The 15,295-nt window shown below is 69.5% G+C and carries 16 protein-coding genes and 1 pseudogene; 10 read left to right on the forward strand and 7 right to left on the reverse strand.

Annotated elements, in window-relative coordinates; all coding sequences use genetic code 11:
• Window positions 1-92: 92 nt before the first annotated feature.
• The 6 genes and pseudogenes from ACFYO0_RS03090 to ACFYO0_RS03115 form a co-directional block, all read right to left on the reverse strand.
• The gene (locus ACFYO0_RS03090; RefSeq protein ID WP_388669649.1) at window positions 93-1,277 is read right to left on the reverse strand and encodes a damage-control phosphatase ARMT1 family protein; all 1,185 of its coding nucleotides are present in this window, start codon (window positions 1,275-1,277) and stop codon (window positions 93-95) included.
• A gap of 378 nt (window positions 1,278-1,655) precedes the next feature.
• Window positions 1,656-2,081 (reverse strand): hypothetical protein, encoded by a 426-nt coding sequence (locus ACFYO0_RS03095; RefSeq protein ID WP_388670834.1) that lies wholly within the window; start codon window positions 2,079-2,081, stop codon window positions 1,656-1,658.
• Window positions 2,036-2,227: pseudogene (locus ACFYO0_RS03100) on the reverse strand (CoA-transferase); the annotation flags it as partial. The pseudogene ACFYO0_RS03100 and the gene ACFYO0_RS03095, both read right to left, overlap by 46 nt.
• A 145-nt stretch (window positions 2,228-2,372) precedes the next feature.
• On the reverse strand, window positions 2,373-3,317 hold the full coding sequence (locus ACFYO0_RS03105) for a fumarylacetoacetate hydrolase family protein (protein WP_388669652.1): 945 nt from the start codon (window positions 3,315-3,317) through the stop codon (window positions 2,373-2,375).
• Complete coding sequence (locus tag ACFYO0_RS03110; RefSeq protein ID WP_388669655.1) at window positions 3,314-3,463, reverse strand: hypothetical protein; 150 nt, start codon at window positions 3,461-3,463, stop codon at window positions 3,314-3,316. Before ACFYO0_RS03110 ends, ACFYO0_RS03105 begins: the two co-directional genes overlap by 4 nt.
• A 78-nt stretch (window positions 3,464-3,541) precedes the next feature.
• Window positions 3,542-4,405, reverse strand: coding sequence for an MBL fold metallo-hydrolase (locus tag ACFYO0_RS03115; RefSeq protein WP_388669658.1), 864 nt, complete (start codon window positions 4,403-4,405; stop codon window positions 3,542-3,544).
• Window positions 4,406-4,627: 222 nt separating this feature from the next.
• Here ACFYO0_RS03115 and ACFYO0_RS03120 point away from each other — a divergent pair, with 222 nt between their 5' ends.
• The 10 genes from ACFYO0_RS03120 (at window position 4,628) to ACFYO0_RS03165 (ending at window position 13,763) form a co-directional block, all read left to right on the forward strand.
• Window positions 4,628-5,260 (forward strand): TetR/AcrR family transcriptional regulator, encoded by a 633-nt coding sequence (locus ACFYO0_RS03120; RefSeq protein ID WP_388669661.1) that lies wholly within the window; start codon window positions 4,628-4,630, stop codon window positions 5,258-5,260.
• A gap of 366 nt (window positions 5,261-5,626) precedes the next feature.
• Window positions 5,627-6,823, forward strand: a complete 1,197-nt coding sequence (locus tag ACFYO0_RS03125; protein WP_388669664.1) for an ABC transporter substrate-binding protein — start codon at window positions 5,627-5,629, stop codon at window positions 6,821-6,823.
• Window positions 6,820-7,593, forward strand: a complete 774-nt coding sequence (locus ACFYO0_RS03130) for an ABC transporter ATP-binding protein (RefSeq protein ID WP_388669667.1) — start codon at window positions 6,820-6,822, stop codon at window positions 7,591-7,593. The genes ACFYO0_RS03125 and ACFYO0_RS03130 overlap by 4 nt, the downstream gene beginning before the upstream one ends.
• The gene (locus ACFYO0_RS03135) at window positions 7,590-8,468 is read left to right on the forward strand and encodes an ABC transporter ATP-binding protein (RefSeq protein WP_388669670.1); all 879 of its coding nucleotides are present in this window, start codon (window positions 7,590-7,592) and stop codon (window positions 8,466-8,468) included. The genes ACFYO0_RS03130 and ACFYO0_RS03135 overlap by 4 nt, the downstream gene beginning before the upstream one ends.
• A complete protein-coding gene (locus tag ACFYO0_RS03140; RefSeq protein WP_388669673.1) occupies window positions 8,465-9,325 on the forward strand; it encodes a branched-chain amino acid ABC transporter permease in 861 nt (286 codons plus the stop codon). Before ACFYO0_RS03135 ends, ACFYO0_RS03140 begins: the two co-directional genes overlap by 4 nt.
• Window positions 9,326-9,443: 118 nt before the next feature.
• Window positions 9,444-10,544, forward strand: a complete 1,101-nt coding sequence (locus ACFYO0_RS03145) for a branched-chain amino acid ABC transporter permease (protein ID WP_388669676.1) — start codon at window positions 9,444-9,446, stop codon at window positions 10,542-10,544.
• A gap of 659 nt (window positions 10,545-11,203) precedes the next feature.
• Complete coding sequence (locus ACFYO0_RS03150) at window positions 11,204-11,653, forward strand: peptidoglycan-binding domain-containing protein (RefSeq protein ID WP_388669679.1); 450 nt, start codon at window positions 11,204-11,206, stop codon at window positions 11,651-11,653.
• Window positions 11,654-11,815: 162 nt separating this feature from the next.
• Window positions 11,816-12,073: a transposase gene (locus ACFYO0_RS03155; RefSeq protein ID WP_388669682.1), complete on the forward strand. Its 258-nt coding sequence runs from the start codon at window positions 11,816-11,818 to the stop codon at window positions 12,071-12,073.
• A gap of 648 nt (window positions 12,074-12,721) precedes the next feature.
• Complete coding sequence (locus ACFYO0_RS03160) at window positions 12,722-12,910, forward strand: hypothetical protein (protein ID WP_381217867.1); 189 nt, start codon at window positions 12,722-12,724, stop codon at window positions 12,908-12,910.
• A 31-nt stretch (window positions 12,911-12,941) separates the two neighbouring features.
• Window positions 12,942-13,763: an RNA-guided endonuclease InsQ/TnpB family protein gene (locus tag ACFYO0_RS03165; protein WP_388669686.1), complete on the forward strand. Its 822-nt coding sequence runs from the start codon at window positions 12,942-12,944 to the stop codon at window positions 13,761-13,763.
• Window positions 13,764-13,816: 53 nt separating this feature from the next.
• Here the strand turns inward: ACFYO0_RS03165 and ACFYO0_RS03170 are convergent, their stop codons facing one another.
• Window positions 13,817-15,232, reverse strand: a complete 1,416-nt coding sequence (locus ACFYO0_RS03170) for a S1 family peptidase (RefSeq protein ID WP_388669689.1) — start codon at window positions 15,230-15,232, stop codon at window positions 13,817-13,819.
• Between the last annotated feature and the right edge of the window lie 63 nt (window positions 15,233-15,295).

The following is a 15,295-nucleotide window of genomic DNA, read 5'->3' on the forward strand; positions in this document are numbered from 1 at the left end:
TGAGCCTGCCAGAAATCGAACGCCCACGGCGCCCGACTCGTGGGCGAGTTCGACGCGCGCCGCCGGGTCGCGGGCTGCCGCGCGGTGAACGGTCAGGCGCTGACCTGGATCAGAGCGTGCGTTCCGCTCGTGCGCCAGGATTCCCCGGTCGCGTCCAGTTGCTCGAGCGTGCGGGGCGGCAGGCCCGTGGCGACGTCCGACTTGAGGGTGCGCAGTGCCGCCACCGGGGCCGGGAAGTACGCGGTGACCTCGGCGAAGGGGATCGTGGCGGGCCAGTGGCGGTCGCCCACGAGGCGGCGGTAGTTGAGGTCGCCCTTCATGATCGTGAGTGTGGCGGACGCGAAGTCGTCTCGGAGGTCGGCCGGCATGTGAACGTAGGGGAGTGGTGCGCAGGAGAACGGGTGGGTACGCAGGATCAGGCGGCCGCTCGTGACGGCCTGCCGCAGCCGCTTGCCGATGTCCGCCGCGTGGCCGGACGCGGTGGTCAGGCGGTCCAGGCAGGCGAGGGCGTCGGCGGTGGTGGCGTCGGAGACGTAGTACGGGTATGGCTTGAGATGCAGGACGACCGAGTTCGCGCGGCGCGTGGTCAGCAGGTGGTCGGCGAGCACGAGGTCGGGGAGCAACTCGGGTCCGGCGTTGTCGGCCACCAGGCAGACCTTGCCGGGCCGAGCGGCGGCCAGGGTCCCCCACAGCGCGGCCGAGTCGTCCACCACCAGACCGGGTACGCGAGCGCCCAAACCCTCGGCACCCGCGGACAGTTGGAAGCCGAGGTCCGCACGGTTGCCCCAGAGGGAGGAGTGCAGGGGCGTGCGGTCCTGTTCCTCCGCGGGGAGCTGGGGGAGGCGGTCGAGTGCGGCGAGTTCGTCGTCGACCTTGGAACTCGCGAGTTCGGCGTTCTTGAACGGGGCGAAGGGGTCCACGCCCTGCCACGGGCCGGGCGTGAAGTAGCGCAGGGCGGCGAGGAGTTTGCGGTAGAAGAAGCTCTCCGCCCACAGAAAGGGGACGTCCGGCCAGCGTTGCCCGTAGTGGGGCTCGTCCCGCCACTGATCGGCACCCGGTTCGCCGTCGCCCAGCGGCTCGATCACTCCCTCGGTGATCTCCTCCAGGAGGACGTTCAGCGCGCGCTGCTGCTCGGGCGGGTACGGCGTGGCCTGCCGTACCCGCTCGATGAGGGCCGGATGTCGCTCGTCCAGCACACTCCGCGCGAAGGAGCCGGCGGTGCTGACAATGACGGGGGCACGGTCGTGGTTGTCAGGCGTGGGGCCGGGAAGTGTCATCCCTCCAGTAAACCGTTCACCTGATTCTTGCGAGGGTGCCCCGGCGACGCCGGGGAGGAATCGCATCCCGTGACGGCGACGCGGAGCGTCGCCGTGTCCGGTCTCCTGGGGCGCGGAGCGCCCGCAAAGCCGCCGACGAAGCCGGAAGTGAACGGGTGTGCCCGTGTTCGCTGGTGGTGGTGACTTTGCCGTAGTGGAGGTACGGGTGTGCGCATGTCGTACGTACGGTCTCTTCATGGAAGCTCGGGCGGGGCGTGGGAGGGGGATGTCGTGTCGGTGGTGAAGCAGGCCGGGGACGCCGGGCATGCCCGGCGGACGTTCCGGCTGCGCGTGTCGTCGACCCAGGGCTCCGTCGTTCTCGTGAATGGCCGGGAATGATCACGTGAGTCCGAGGGTGGCCAGCGGCCGGGCCATGTCTCGCCCGTGATGGCGCAGGCCCTCGGCGATGTTGTCCCGCCCTGCCAGGCGGAGCGCGCCGATGGCCAGGTTCCGCAGGGAGGCCATCGCCCGGGGCGCATTGCCGGTCCGTACTCGCGAGGCATCCTCCCCGAACGTCACATCCCTGACATGGTGCTCGCGATTCTCAATAGCCCAGTGCCCGCGAACGCGTTCCGCCAGCTCAGCGGCTGTCGCCTGGTGCACCGCCAGGCTGGTGACCGCGTAGACGCGTTCGAGCGACACCCTTCCCGGTGCGCACCGTGCGCCGCCGTCGGACGATCTGCAGTGCTGGCCGGCGTGCGGGAACGGCAGCCCCAAAGCCCGGCCGTCAGCAGGACGCCGAGCCCGTGGCCGTCGACGCCGCAGTTGTTGGAGACCACACGCAGTTCGCCGGCGCCCTGGGCGTGCAGGGCGTCGATGAGGACGGTGGGGATACCGCACAGTCCGAAGCCGCCTACCGCCGGCGATGCCCCTTCCGGTATGTCGGTGACCGCGTCGGCGACCGAGGCCATGACCTTGTCCACGTCGTTGGTGCCCTTCTTCCGGTGTCGGACGGGCGGTCCGGCACGGGGTGTCGTCGAAGCCGGTTGGTGAGGGGCGGGAGTCGGGGACGGGGCTGGACCGTCGCCCCGGCCCTGGTTCCCGGACGTACGGCGGTCACTGCCTGCGGCGGGCAGGGGGCAGACGGACCGGAGGGACGCCCTCGACGACGGTGTTGCTGAGGGTGCCGATGCCCTCGACCGTCATGGTGACGGTGTCGCCCGGGATGAGCGGTGGGGGTTGCAGGGTGCCGCCCCGGCCCCAGAGTTCGGCCAGGCAGCCGCCGTTGCCGCAGGTGCCGGAGCCGAGCACGTCGCCGGGGCGGATCCATGTGCCGCGGGAGGCGTACGCTGCCATCTCTTCGAACGTCCAGGCCATGTTGGCCAGCCTGTCCCGTCCGGTCGTCTCACCGTTGACCTGGACGGTCAGGGCCAGGTCGAGGAAGCCCTCTGCGTTGCGGCGGGGCTCCAGTTCGTCGGTGGTGACGAGCCAGGGGCCGAGGGTGGTGGCGGTGTCCTTGCCCTTGGCGGGGCCGAGCTTGACGCGCATCTCGCGGCCCTGGAGGTCGCGGGCGGACCAGTCGTTGAGGACCGTGTAGCCGATGATGTGCTCGCGTGCCTGCTCGGGGGTCAGATCCCGGCCGGCCTTGCCGATGACGGCGGCCACTTCGAGTTCGTAGTCGAAGCGGAGGCATCCGGGCGGCACGGGTACGTCGTCGTGGGCGCCGATCACCGAGTACGGGTTGGTGAAGTAGAACGCGGGTGCGGTGTACCACTCCTCGGGGACGGTGTCGCCGTATCCCCGGGCGACGCCCGCGACATGGCTCTCGAAGGTCATGTAGTCGCGTACGGCCGGCGGCCGCAGCGGCGGCAGCAGCCGGACGTCGGCCACGGGCACGGGCAGTGAGCCGGTCAGCGCGCGTTCCCCCGCCTCGCGCAGGCACTTCTCGCCCTCCACGATCAGGTCCATCAGTTCAACGGGGTGTTCGAAGGCGTGGATCCGGTCGTCGGCGACGATCCCCGACTGCCGTTTTCCGTCGTGCGCGAAGGTCGCGAACCTCATGCCGCGCTCCCCTCCGCCTCGGTCGGGGCGAGGCTGAGCCGGGCGGGGCAGGGCGCCGAGCATCCGGCGATGACGGTGCCGGTGTGCCGGGCGGGTGGCCTGGCGGACGGGGCGGCGGGTGCGCCGTGGACGGGGTTGGTGACCATGTCTTCTCCTTGGTGGGGCCGGGGGCGGCCGAGGGGATGTACGGCCACGGCGGTACGAGACCCGGGGGCTGACGCGGATCAGAGGCCAGGGCAGGGGCAAGCGAGCCCGGCCATGCGGCCGAAGAGCCCAGGGCCGTCGAGCGGGGGCAGCGAGGGGTTGAGCCCGCGGTAGACGGTGTGCACGTTGACGGCGAGACGTTCGCTCTCGTCGAGGTCGGCGAAGCGCCCGAGGCTGATGTCGCGTGCGGCCGCCTCGGCGGGCATTCCCGAGCTGAAGCGGGCGGTGGCCTCTTCGTGGACGTACGACAGGTAGTCGCGGACGGCACGGACCGCCTCCTTCGTGGTGACCGGGCCGTGTCCGGGCACGATGATGTCCACGTCCATGCCGAGGAGCAGGTCGCAGGCGGCGAGCCAGTTGGCGAACGGGCCGTGCCATATGACGGGGGTGGAACCGGCGAAGACGATGTCTCCGGTGTAGACGGTCCGCGCTCGCGGGACATGGACGATCGTGTCCCCGGTGCTGTGTGCGGGGCCCACGTCGATCAGACGGACCTCCGTCCCGCCGATGTCCAGGACCGTCTCGCCGTCGAAGACCCGGTGCGGAAGCACGGGCCGGATGCCGGAGTAGTCGAAGCGGCCGAAGATCCGGCGGGCGAATCGTCCCGCGGCGGTGTCCGCGGCGGTCAGCGCCCGCATCTCCGCCGGGCCCACCTGCCGCATGTCGGTCAGCGAGTCGCGGGCCGCGATGATCTCGGCGTGGGCCACGAGCTGGTTGCCGAACCAGTGGTCGCCGTTGCCGTGGGTGTTGACCACGGTCGAGACGGGCGCGGCGTCGGTCACCGGCGCCAGCCCGTCGAGCATGGCCCGGGTCAGGCGCAGGTCATAGAGGGTGTCGACGAGCAGGGACTCGCTCCGGCCGGTGACCAGCCCGGCGTTGCTCATGCCCCATCCGCCCGCACCCGCTACCCATGCATGACAGCCGTGGCCGAGGTCGATCCGGCCGGCTGGGGAAAGCACGGAAGCCACGCTGCCTCCTGTCCACGTCCCGAAGCAAAAATCGAGACTGAAATCCATTGATGGACTGGAGTCCATCTGTGGGGCGAAATCTAAAGATGTGACCCCGCGGGGGTCAATACCTGTACGGGCCTGTGCTGTACTGGGCCCATGACGATCTCTGAGGCGGGAGGCGCACCCGCACAGGGCACTCCGCCCCTCGGGCGCCGCGAGCGGAAGCGGCAGCAGGTGCACGACCAGCTCTACAGCGCCGCGGTGGGGTTGTTCGTCGCCCAGGGCTACGAGGCGACGACTATGGAGCAGATCGCCGAGTCCGCCGACGTCGCCCGGGCCACCGCCTTCAATCACTTCTCGCAGAAGGTCGGCTTCCTGGAGGAGTGGGGCGTCCGCCGCCGAGCCCGGGTCGCGGCCATCCTCGGCCAGGAGCACGCCGAGGACCTGCCGGTCGGCGACCGGCTGCGCCGCTACCTGGGGGAGATGGCCGACCTCAACGTCGCCTCCCGTGCGGAGACCACTGTCCTGATGGACGCCTCCGCGCGCTTCGGCCGCCTGCTGCAGGATCCCTCCCTGGAAACCGAACTCGCGAAGATCGCCGAGGAGGGGCGGCAGCGCGGAGAGATCCGGTCGCAGGTCGACCCCGAGCAGGCCGGCGCTTTGCTCGCGTCCTGCTACTTCTCCTCGGTCCTGCGCTGGATCCGCGAGGATCCGGCGCCGTTCGACCTGCCCGGGCGCCTCGATGGGGCGCTCGACATCATCCTGCTGGGCATCCTCGCGCGTCCGTGACCTGCCCGGATGGGCGGGGAGTGCCGTCGGGGCGTCATGTCCGCTGCTCCCGCAGGCGGTGCGCTCGTTGCTGTCCCGCCGATGGCGGGCGGTGGCCTCGCCCGGTTCGCCGTCGCCCTGCGGCGCCTCCGCCTCGCCCGGATGATCGGCGGACCTGAGATCATATTTGGACCTGAGTCCAGGAATTTTTGCTTGAAGTGTTGACGGTCATGTGACCGCGACTTATGTTCAACCCGTCGATCGGGCCGCAAGCCGCAAGAGCCCGCAAACGACTCTTCCTGCATCGTTTTCGTGCACGCCGGGTGTCCTCCGGGTGCGTGTGCTTCTTCCCCCATGCCGTTCCCGCTCCGTATCCCGGAGGTTCCCGTGCGCCCTCGTACACCCCTTGCCGCTCTCGCCATCGGTCTGACTCTCACCGTCACAGCGTGTGGAGGTGATTCGTCCGCGTCCTCCTCGGCGGATGACGGCCCGATCGAGATCGGCATGATCACCTCGCTCACGGGTCAGCTCCAGACCCTCGGCACCGAGGGCCGCAAGGCCGCGGAACTGGCGGTCGAGCAGATCAACAAGGACGGCGGGGTCCTCGGACGGAAACTGGAGTTGACCGTCAAGGACGACAAGAGCCTGCCCGACCAGTCCGTACTGGCCTTCAACGCGTTCAAGGACCAGGGCGTGACCGCGGTTCTCGGCTCACCGTCCGCAGGCTCGGCGCTGGCCACGCTGCCCGCGGTGGACCGGGCGGAGATCCCGTACATCTCCCTGAGTCCGGCCGACGAGCAGGTGGAGCCCGTCCACCCCTACGTCTTCGTCGTACCGGCCCTGGCCTCCGACTACGCCGAGCGACTGTTGCAGTACTACAAGTCGGAGGGCCTCACCGAGCTGGCGGTGGCCTACGACACCAAGACCGCGTATCCGACCGCCGGCTACAAGGCGATGAAGGCGAAGGCCGGGAAGTACGGCATCAAGATCGTCGCCACCGAGGAGATCCAGAACACCGCCTCCGACTTCAGCGCCGTCTTCACGCACGTCAAGGGAACCGACGCCCAGGCGCTCGCGGTGTGGGTGACCGGTCCCGCCTCCGTCGTCCTGACCAAGCAGTACGCCGCCTCGGGACTGGACATCCCGATCTCCTTCACCGGCTCCCAGGCCAGCAAGCTGTGGCTCGACCCGGCCGGCAAGGCCGCCGAGGGCGCCATCGTCGCCGGTTCCATCGGCCTGGCTGGCGACACGCTGCCGGACGGAGCGCAGAAGAAGGCCATCGAGGCCGTCAACAAGCCGTTCGCGCAGAAGTACAAGTACCAGCCGCCGCAGTTCGCGCAGGACGGATACACCGGGGTGCAGCTGCTGGTCGCCGCCATCGAGAAGGCGAAGAGCACCGACCACGAGAAGATCCGGCAGGCCCTGGAGAAGCTGACGCTCACCACCCCGAACGGCACCTACCGCTACAGCGAGAAGGACCACTCGGGCCTGTCCCCCGACTACATCTCGGTCAACACCGTCACCGACGGCAAGTTCGTGCCGACCGTCTGGTCGAAGAGCGAGTCGGAGAAGGTGGCCAAGTGACCGAGCCCATGCTCCAGGTGGGCGGCCTGTCACGGTCGTTCGGCGGGGTGTACGCCGTGGACCGCGTCGACCTGACGGTGGAGCGGGGCAGCACCCTCGGAATCATCGGCCCCAACGGAGCGGGCAAGTCGACCCTGTTCAACCTGGTCAGCGGTCAACTGCCCGCCGAGCGGGGCGAAATCCGACTCGACGGACGACGCATCGACCGGCTGCCGCCCCACCACAGGGCCCGCCTGGGGATCGCCATCGTCTTCCAGGGCGCCCGCACCTTCCACGGGATGAACGTGCTGGAGAACGCGATGGTCGGCGCCCACGCCACCACCGGCGCCGGGTTCGCGGCAGCCGCACTCAGGCTGCCGCGCCACCGCCGAGAGGAACGCCTGATCGCCGAGCGGGCACGCGAGGCGGTACGACGGGTCGGGCTCGAGGCCTGGGCGGACCGCCCCGCAGAGCTGCTGCCGCTCGGGCAGCAGCGCGCGCTCCAGGTCGCCCGCGCCCTGTGCGGGGAACCCACCCTGCTGCTCCTCGACGAACCCGCCTCCGGCCTGCGGGCCGCGGAGCGGGACCGGCTCGCCGACCTCATCGAGCAACTGCGCGCGGACGGACTCACCATCATGCTCGTCGAACACGATGTCGCCCTCGTCGGCCGCCTCGCCGACCGCGTCACCGTCCTGGACCTGGGCAAGGTCATCGCCGAGGGCACACCGGACGAGATACGTACCGACCCGCGGGTCGTCACCGCTTATCTGGGCACGAAGGCGGCCGCATGAACGCCTCGCAGCCGTCCCCGAGCGATGTCGTCGAGGTACGCGACCTGGTGGTCCGCTACAGCGCGGCGACCGCTCTCGACAACGTTTCGCTGCATGTCGCGCCCGGTGAGATGGTCGCCCTCGTCGGGCCCAACGGGGCCGGCAAGTCCACCCTGGTCAACACCCTCACCGGGGTCCTGGCACCGGCCTTGGGCAGTGTGGTGGTACGAGCCAGGATCGCCCAGGTACCGGAGGGGCGGCAGATGTTCGGCGACCTCAGCGTCGACGACAACCTGCGCCTGGGCGCCTGGCGGTCGCCCGGCCGCGGCCGAAACCGCCGCGAGCAGCGCGACACCTCATGGGTGTACGAACTCCTTCCCGACCTGGTGCGGGTACGCGAGCGGAAGGCGGGCGGGCTGTCGGGAGGCCAGCAGCAGATGGTCGCCGTCGGACGTGCCCTGATGAGCCGACCGGAGGTCCTCGTGATCGACGAACTGTCCCTCGGCCTCGCGCCCCTCGTCGTCGCGGACCTCGCCGAACACCTGACCGAACTCAACCGCGAGCAGGGCACGGCCGTTGTGCTCATCGAGCAGAACGCGCGGCTCGCCCTGGACCTGTGCAGCCGCGCCTACGTCCTGGAAGCGGGACGGATCGCCGCCGAGGGCAACAGTGCCGACCTGGCCGCCAGCCCCGACATCGCCCGGGCCTACCTCGGCGAAACCCAGGGACTCCCGGGCCCTCCGGACGCTCCGGACGCCCCGGGCCCGGACGCCCCAGGCCCGCACGACCGGGCCACGGTCGTCCCTGCATCCACGCCGGGCACCACCGAGACCGCCCGGGGTAACCAGGACACCGCCGTCCGGGGCGCGCAGGCCGCGACACGGGAGGCGAAATGAGCGACTTCCTCGTCTACCTCATCACCGGACTGGGCACCGGGTGCGGCATCGCGCTGATCGGCAGTGGCCTGGTGCTCATTCACCGGGTGACGCGAGTGGTCAACTTCGCCCAGGGCACTTTCGCCGTCGTCGGGGCGCTGACCGCCATCTCCCTCCTCGACAGCGGCCTCCCGCACGGGCTCGCCGAACTACTCGGGGTCGCCGTCGCCGCCGCCGTGGGACTGCTCTTCGGCATGGTCGCCATCGGCCGACGGGGCACCTCGCCACAGGCCGCGCTGATGGTCACCCTGGGACTGGGTATTCTGGCGTACGCCGTGGAGGTCATGCTCTGGGGGGACCAGGGCCGGTCCTCCGAGGGGCTCTCCGGCGCCTTGACCGTGTACGGCGCCCGTATCCAGACCCACTACCTGCTCATCATCGGCGTCACCGTGGCCGTCTTCGCCGCGATGGCCGCGCTGTTCGGCCGTACCGACGCGGGCAAGGCCCTCTCCGCGTGCTCCTCCAACCCGTACGCGGCCCGCGTCGTCGGGATCTCCGTCACCCGCATGGGGTTGATCGCCTTCGCCATCGGCGGAGCTCTGGGCGGGCTGTCCGGCGTTCTGCTGGCGCCCATGAACTCGGTGTCCTTCGACTCCGACGTGGCGCTGATCATCAACGGTTTTGCGGCGGCGGTCGTCGGCTCCATGCATCACATCGGCCGCACCCTGGCCGGTGCGCTGTTCCTCGGAGTGGCCGAAGCGATGGTCGCGGGCTATGGAAGCGCCACGTACCAGACCGTGGTGGCGCTGGGCCTGGTCCTGGCGCTGATGATCGGGCAGGCGGCCCGCACCCACAGCGTCGTGGCGGAGGCCGGATGACGCCTCATCACTCCTCTGTGGGACGCCCGCTGCCCTCCGCGTCCACAGGGCGTATCCAGGCATGGGGTACCCCGCCCGTGCTCGATCCGTATCCGCCCCACCAGAAAGGCAGCACGATATGAGCGCCGTGACGTCTGGCCGTGAACGGGCCACTTCCCAGCCCCCCGGCGGCACGGACGGCACAGGGGATGCCGAGTCGCCGGACGCCGGAGGGCCCCTCGCCGCCCGTTTCGCCGGCCGGGGAAGGCGGGGCGGCCTCGTCGTAGCCGGCGCGGCGGCGGCCGTGACCCTCGCCCTGCCTCCGATGCTGACCGCCAGCCAGCTCTCGGTGTACATCCTGCTCGCTCTGTCCGCCATGGTCACCGTCGGGCTGAGCCTGCTCATGGGCTACGCGGGCCAGGTCTCCATCGGCCAGGCGTCGTTCTACGCCATCGGCGCCTACGCGGCCGGCCTGCTGAGCATCCACGGCATACCGCCGCTGCTGGCACTGGCCGCGGCACCACTGGTCGCCGCCCTGTTCGCCGCAGCCATCGGCGGACCGCTGCTGCGGCTGCGAGGCCACCACCTGGCCTTCGCCACCATCGCCCTGCAGCTCATCCTCATCTCCCTGCTCGGTGAGGCGGACTGGGCCGGTGGCGCGGTCGGTCTGCAGGGCATTCCACGATTCTCCGTCGGAGGTACGGAACTCGGCGAGGACATCCACTACGCCTACCTGGCCTGGGCCGCCCTCGCCGTCACCGTCCTGGTCGCCGGCAACGTCGTCACCTCACGGGCCGGCCGCGGACTGCGTGCGCTGGCCACCAGCGAGACGGCGGCGAGTGCCAGCGGAGTGCCGGTGGCCCGTTACAAACTCGCCGTGTTCACCCTGGCCGCCGCGTTCGCCGGACTCGCCGGAGGGATCTACGCCTTCTTCATCGGCTACATCACTCCGGGGTCGTTCCCGGTCCTGCTGTCCATCCAGTTCCTGGTGATGGCCGTCGTCGGCGGGCTCGGCACCATCTGGGGCGCGCTCCTGGGTGCCACCGCGATCACCCTGATCGTGCAGTTCCTCAACGACCTGGGCTCCAGACCGGGCATGCCCGCCAGCGCCCCCAGCATCCTCAACTACGCCGTGTACGCCGCCCTTCTCATCCTCGTCGTGCTGTTCCTGCCCCGCGGCATCGTCCCCGCACTGCGCGACGCGTGGCAGCGCCGCATCGCGGGGCGAGCGTCCTCGTGATACCCCGCCGCTGAACTTCGCGTACGGCAACCGGTTCTCGCCTGGCGGCTTCTGACTCGGTGCCTGTTCCCGCAGCCGGGGCTGCAGGAACGTGTGTGTTCAGGCGTGCGGCAGGAGCCGTTCGGCGCCGACATCCAGGGCGGCGTCGTCCGCCGCGGCGGGTTTGCACGGGGGACGGAACGGCTCAGTAGGCGTTTTTCTTCCTAGCGCGTTGAAGCATGGCGCTCCGAGATCCAGATGGTCAGCAGATCTGTCCTCATGGGCGCAACTCGGTCAATTTCCTGTGTGAGCTCGCCCGTTGCGACGGGTCGTCGTTCTTACCCGTATTCCGGTGTGTGCGGCGGCTGTTCCTTGTGGGTCAAACGACCGGCACACTCTGCGACCGGGCCGGGCTACTGTGCCCGTCGTACGGGGCTGACACCGGCCGTGGCGGTCGCGCATGACCTCACCCGCAGGGCGATGCACGACTGACAAAGTTCCCTGCACGGACGACAAATTCCGAAGCCCACGACGCCCCCTAAGGTCCATGGGCGAGGCCAGAGAGAGGGGCGTCAGACACCCGCATCACGAGCCTTGTTGTGCGTGAGCGACGGCACCACGTGGGCGCACTGCGTGGTGTCGAGCCTCGCCCCTGTCAGTTACCTACGAACTGGAGAACCGTGAACAGAAACCGTTTCAAGGTCGGCGCCATCAGTGCTGTCATCGGCGTGATCTCGACGCTGCTAGTTGGTTTGACCGCGAGCCCTGCCTCTGCCGCCACCCCCGAGTGCAACTGGGCCCGGATCGTGACGTCAACCACCCCCAGCGGGCGGTATCACTACCTGCCTACGTACAGCGGCAGCGGCTACACCTACCACTGCTGGATGGCCTATGGAACCGCAAACGCCGGAGTCGCAGCGCTTCAGGGGGCGATCAACCTTTGCTACAACAGCATCCCTGATATTGATGTCGATCGCATCTACGGGAACGACACCCTGAGAGCGGTACAGGCTGTTCAGACGCAGCACCGAATCCACGTAGACGGCGAGTACGGCCCCGACACCTACGCCGCCATGAGGTTTCCGTTGTATCGGACCGTCGACAATCAGTTCTCCGGCACCTGCGTCTAGGCCGTTTCTGATGGCTCTTGATGGGCTGGGCGGATCTCGTGGTTGGCCGGGCAGGACGCTCGTATGGTGCGGCGACACGAGCTCACGGACGCGCAGTGGCGGAAGATCGAACCCCTCCTGCCCGGCAACGGCAGGCCGGGCGGGCAGTGAGCGGGTCACCGCATGGTGATCAACGGGGTGCTGTTCCGGGCCCGGACCGGGGTGCCCTGGCCGGATCTGCCGGAACGGTACGGTCCCTGGCAGACCGTCTACGAGCGGCATCGTCGCTGGTCGGCCGACGGCACCTGGAAGGCCGTCCTTGAGGAGTTACAGATCGAGGCGGATGCCGGCGACCCGGACGGGGCGCTTGCCCGCCAGGTGTTCCGGCAGGAATGGGCCGTGAATATCGACTCGACCTCCTGCCGGGCACGTCGGTCATGACGACCACCGTCCTCGCCCGGGCCCGGCCCGGCCACCACGACGTGACCGGTCAATGGGGGCGCCGGCCCCGGTCACCGTCCACCGTGACGCGCGCGACAGGCCAGGGCAGGGCGTGAACCGGGCGCTCGAAGCGCTCGGCAATCGGCTCCAACTACCCTGCAAAACAAGGGGTGTTCGAGGTGTTCGCGAGGCGTTCGGCTATGGCGTTTCCGTAACGCCGTTCCGCAACGCCCGCCGTTGACGGCAGGCCCGCACCCGGCGGCGGTCCGAGCAATACACCGCAGCCGTCGACCGCTCCACCCCCACCGTCCACGACCGTCCGCAGACCGGGCACTCTGCCCGCTCTCCACGCTGCATCGCAGCCACCCGCTGCCGGGTCCGCTCAAGCCTCCGCCACTGCCGTGACCTGCACCGACCCGAGCAGAACACCGCCTCCGCCGCCATCGTCTGCGGCAGCGGATCACCGCACTCCCAGCAATATCGCCGAGCCGTCCCGCCGGCACCCACAAGCCAGATCATCCAGCCGTACCCAGTTCGCGGCCAGGGATCAAAAACACCTACTCAGCTTGTTCTTTAAGGTCCGGCCGATCTTGAAGGTTGGCCGTATTGAAGCTCGTCTCCGGAGGGCTCGTTCGGCATCGTGATCGTGTGACGAACAACGAGGAAGCCGACGTACCGTCCATCAGCACAGGGCTTGTTGTAGGCATGCTGATCGGCATTCCAGTTGGGCTCGTGCTCGGGCTGGCTGTTTTCGACAACATGGCGATGGGCCTGGTGCTCGGCGGTGGTGCAGGCGGAGTCCTTGGTGTCACTCTCCGTGCGGCGCGACGCTCGTGATCCCCGTGAGGACTCCGCATGGCTGCTCAGCTTGATCTATAGAGCCTTCGGCGTCGAACACAACCGCCCCCAAGACACGGACAAGGCGACGTGCGGTCCGGCCCGGCTCGACACGATGCTGACCGAAGCCCCCGCGAAGACGCCGTGGCTGCGTGAGGGCTCATCAGTTCCCCAGCAGCAGATCATCCGCGACTTCGGCAAGTCCCGAGCGAAGGCGCAAAAGGACATCCGCGAACGTCTGCCGCAGCATCGCCGGTCCGCGACCACCACCAGCGACACCCACGACCTCCCCCACGCCCGGCACGGGAAGAAGGCCCAGGCGAAGCTGTCGCGGTACGACCGCATGATGGCCCGCCGCAAACCCGCCAAGGGACAGGCAGCCTCCAAGAACTACCGTGAAGCGAAGAAGCTGCGGGCCAAGGCGTACAAGAAGGTGTCCCGGCAACGCCAGGACACCGGCCGCAAGTGGGCCAAGCGCGTAGTGGCCGACCACGACGCCATCGCCGTGGAGGACTTCCGCCCCAAGTTCCTCGCGAAGTCGACCATGGCGCGGAAGGCCGCCGATGCCGCCATCGGCGCCACCAAGAAGGCCCTGTTGGAGATGGCCCGCAAGCACGGCAGGATCGTGCACCTGGTCCATCCCGCGCACGCCACGATGGACTGCGCGCAGTGCGGAGCGAGAACCAAGCACGCACTACCGCTTTCGGAACGAACCTACGCCTGCACCGCGTGCGGAACCGTCTCGCCCAGAGACAAGAACTCCGCCCGCGTGATGCTGGCCCGGGCTGGTCTCAACCCGGCTGGTGCTGATGGCGCAAGACCTGGCGGAACGCTGTTCCGCCAGGCAGCCTGAGCCAGGAATCCCCCTCGTTTACGAGGAGGAGGACTCAAGGTACGGCGCTCACGTCAGCCCCAGCTTTGCGAGTACTCGTTGCGGTACTGCCTGCGTCCCCGCTCCATGCGGATCTGGATCGCCACCAGCGCGATCAGGCTTCCGGCGATGACCAGCAGCCCCGGCCCGAGATTCCGGTACTCCGCGAGTCGCGCGAACGGTGACGAGGCCTCGTCCGACCCGTCCTCGGGCACGGTCTCCACCTCTCCCACGCCGCCGGGCGCGGTCGAGGCTCCGCCGGGCGGCACGCCCGCTCCTGCCCCGTTGTCGGCGTCGTTGCCCGCGCCCGCGTTGTCGTCCCGGGCCGACGGTGAGGCTTGCCGGCCGCCCGCCGCATCGGGATCGGCGGCCAGCTGCACGCCGAGCGAGTCCAGCGCCTTGGTGACCGGCTGGAAGAACGTCGTACCGCCGTTGTCGCAGTCCCCGTTGCCACCCGAGGTGATGCCGAGCGCCGTGCCGTTGGCGAACAACGGGCCACCGCTGTCGCCCGGTTCGGCACACACCGTGGTCTCGATCAGCCCGGTGACCGTGCCCTGCGGGTAGTTCACCGTCGCGTCCAGACCGGTCACCTCGCCGGACCGGAGCCCCGTTGTGCTCCCGCTGCGGAAGACTTCCTGCCCGACGGCCGGATCAGCCGCACCGGTGATCCGCACGCCTTCGCCGTTGCCGACGGCCACCACGTCGGGGCCCTCGAGCACGGTGCCGGTGTCGTACCGGATCAGGGAGTAGTCACTACCGGGGAACTCCCCGTCCACGGTGGTCCCGACCTGCTGGGTGCCCTGCGTGTCCGAGAACCAGGTGGTGCCCTCGGGCCCGCAATGCCCCGCCGTCAGAATGAAGTTGGCCCGGCCGTTGGTCACGTTGAAGCCCGCCGAGCAGCGGCCCGCGCCCGCGAGGAGCGGCTCGCCGCCGTTCAGCCGTGGCGTGAACTCGCCGTCGATGCGTTCCATCCGTACGGACTTCCCGATGCTCTCGGCGACCTTGGTCAGCCGTGACCACTCGTCCGCGGAGACGGTGCTGTCCGCGCGGACGACCACCTGGTTGTTGGCGTAGTCCATCGACCACGAGGTGCCGGACACCCGGGGCGAGTCCTTCAACGTTGTGGTGGCGGACCGCAGTTCGCGCATGTTGTGGTTCACCATCTTGGCCTGGGCGCCCGCCTTGCGTACGTCCGCCGCCGCCTCCTCGTCGGTCACCGCGACCACCGGACGCCCGTCGGCATCGAGCCAAGTACCCGCCGTACGCTCGGTGCCCAGCTCGGAAACGAGGCCCCGGCCCGTTTCGGCAGACCGGGTCACGGCGCCCGGCAGGTCCGACCCGTCCGGTGTCTCGCTCGCCATGGCGTTCGAGACCATCAGCCCTCCGCAGACCAGCCCGCCGATGGCGGCGAACCGCGCGAACCGCTGAACGTTCCGTCGTGCATGCCTCATCCATGGCTCCCGTACGCCTGTCCTGACACAGCGTCACCCGCGCGGACGCCCACGCAGGGTGGA

The organism is Streptomyces sp. NPDC006365 (genome assembly GCF_042870755.1).
Lineage (GTDB): Bacteria > Actinomycetota > Actinomycetes > Streptomycetales > Streptomycetaceae > Streptomyces > Streptomyces xiangluensis.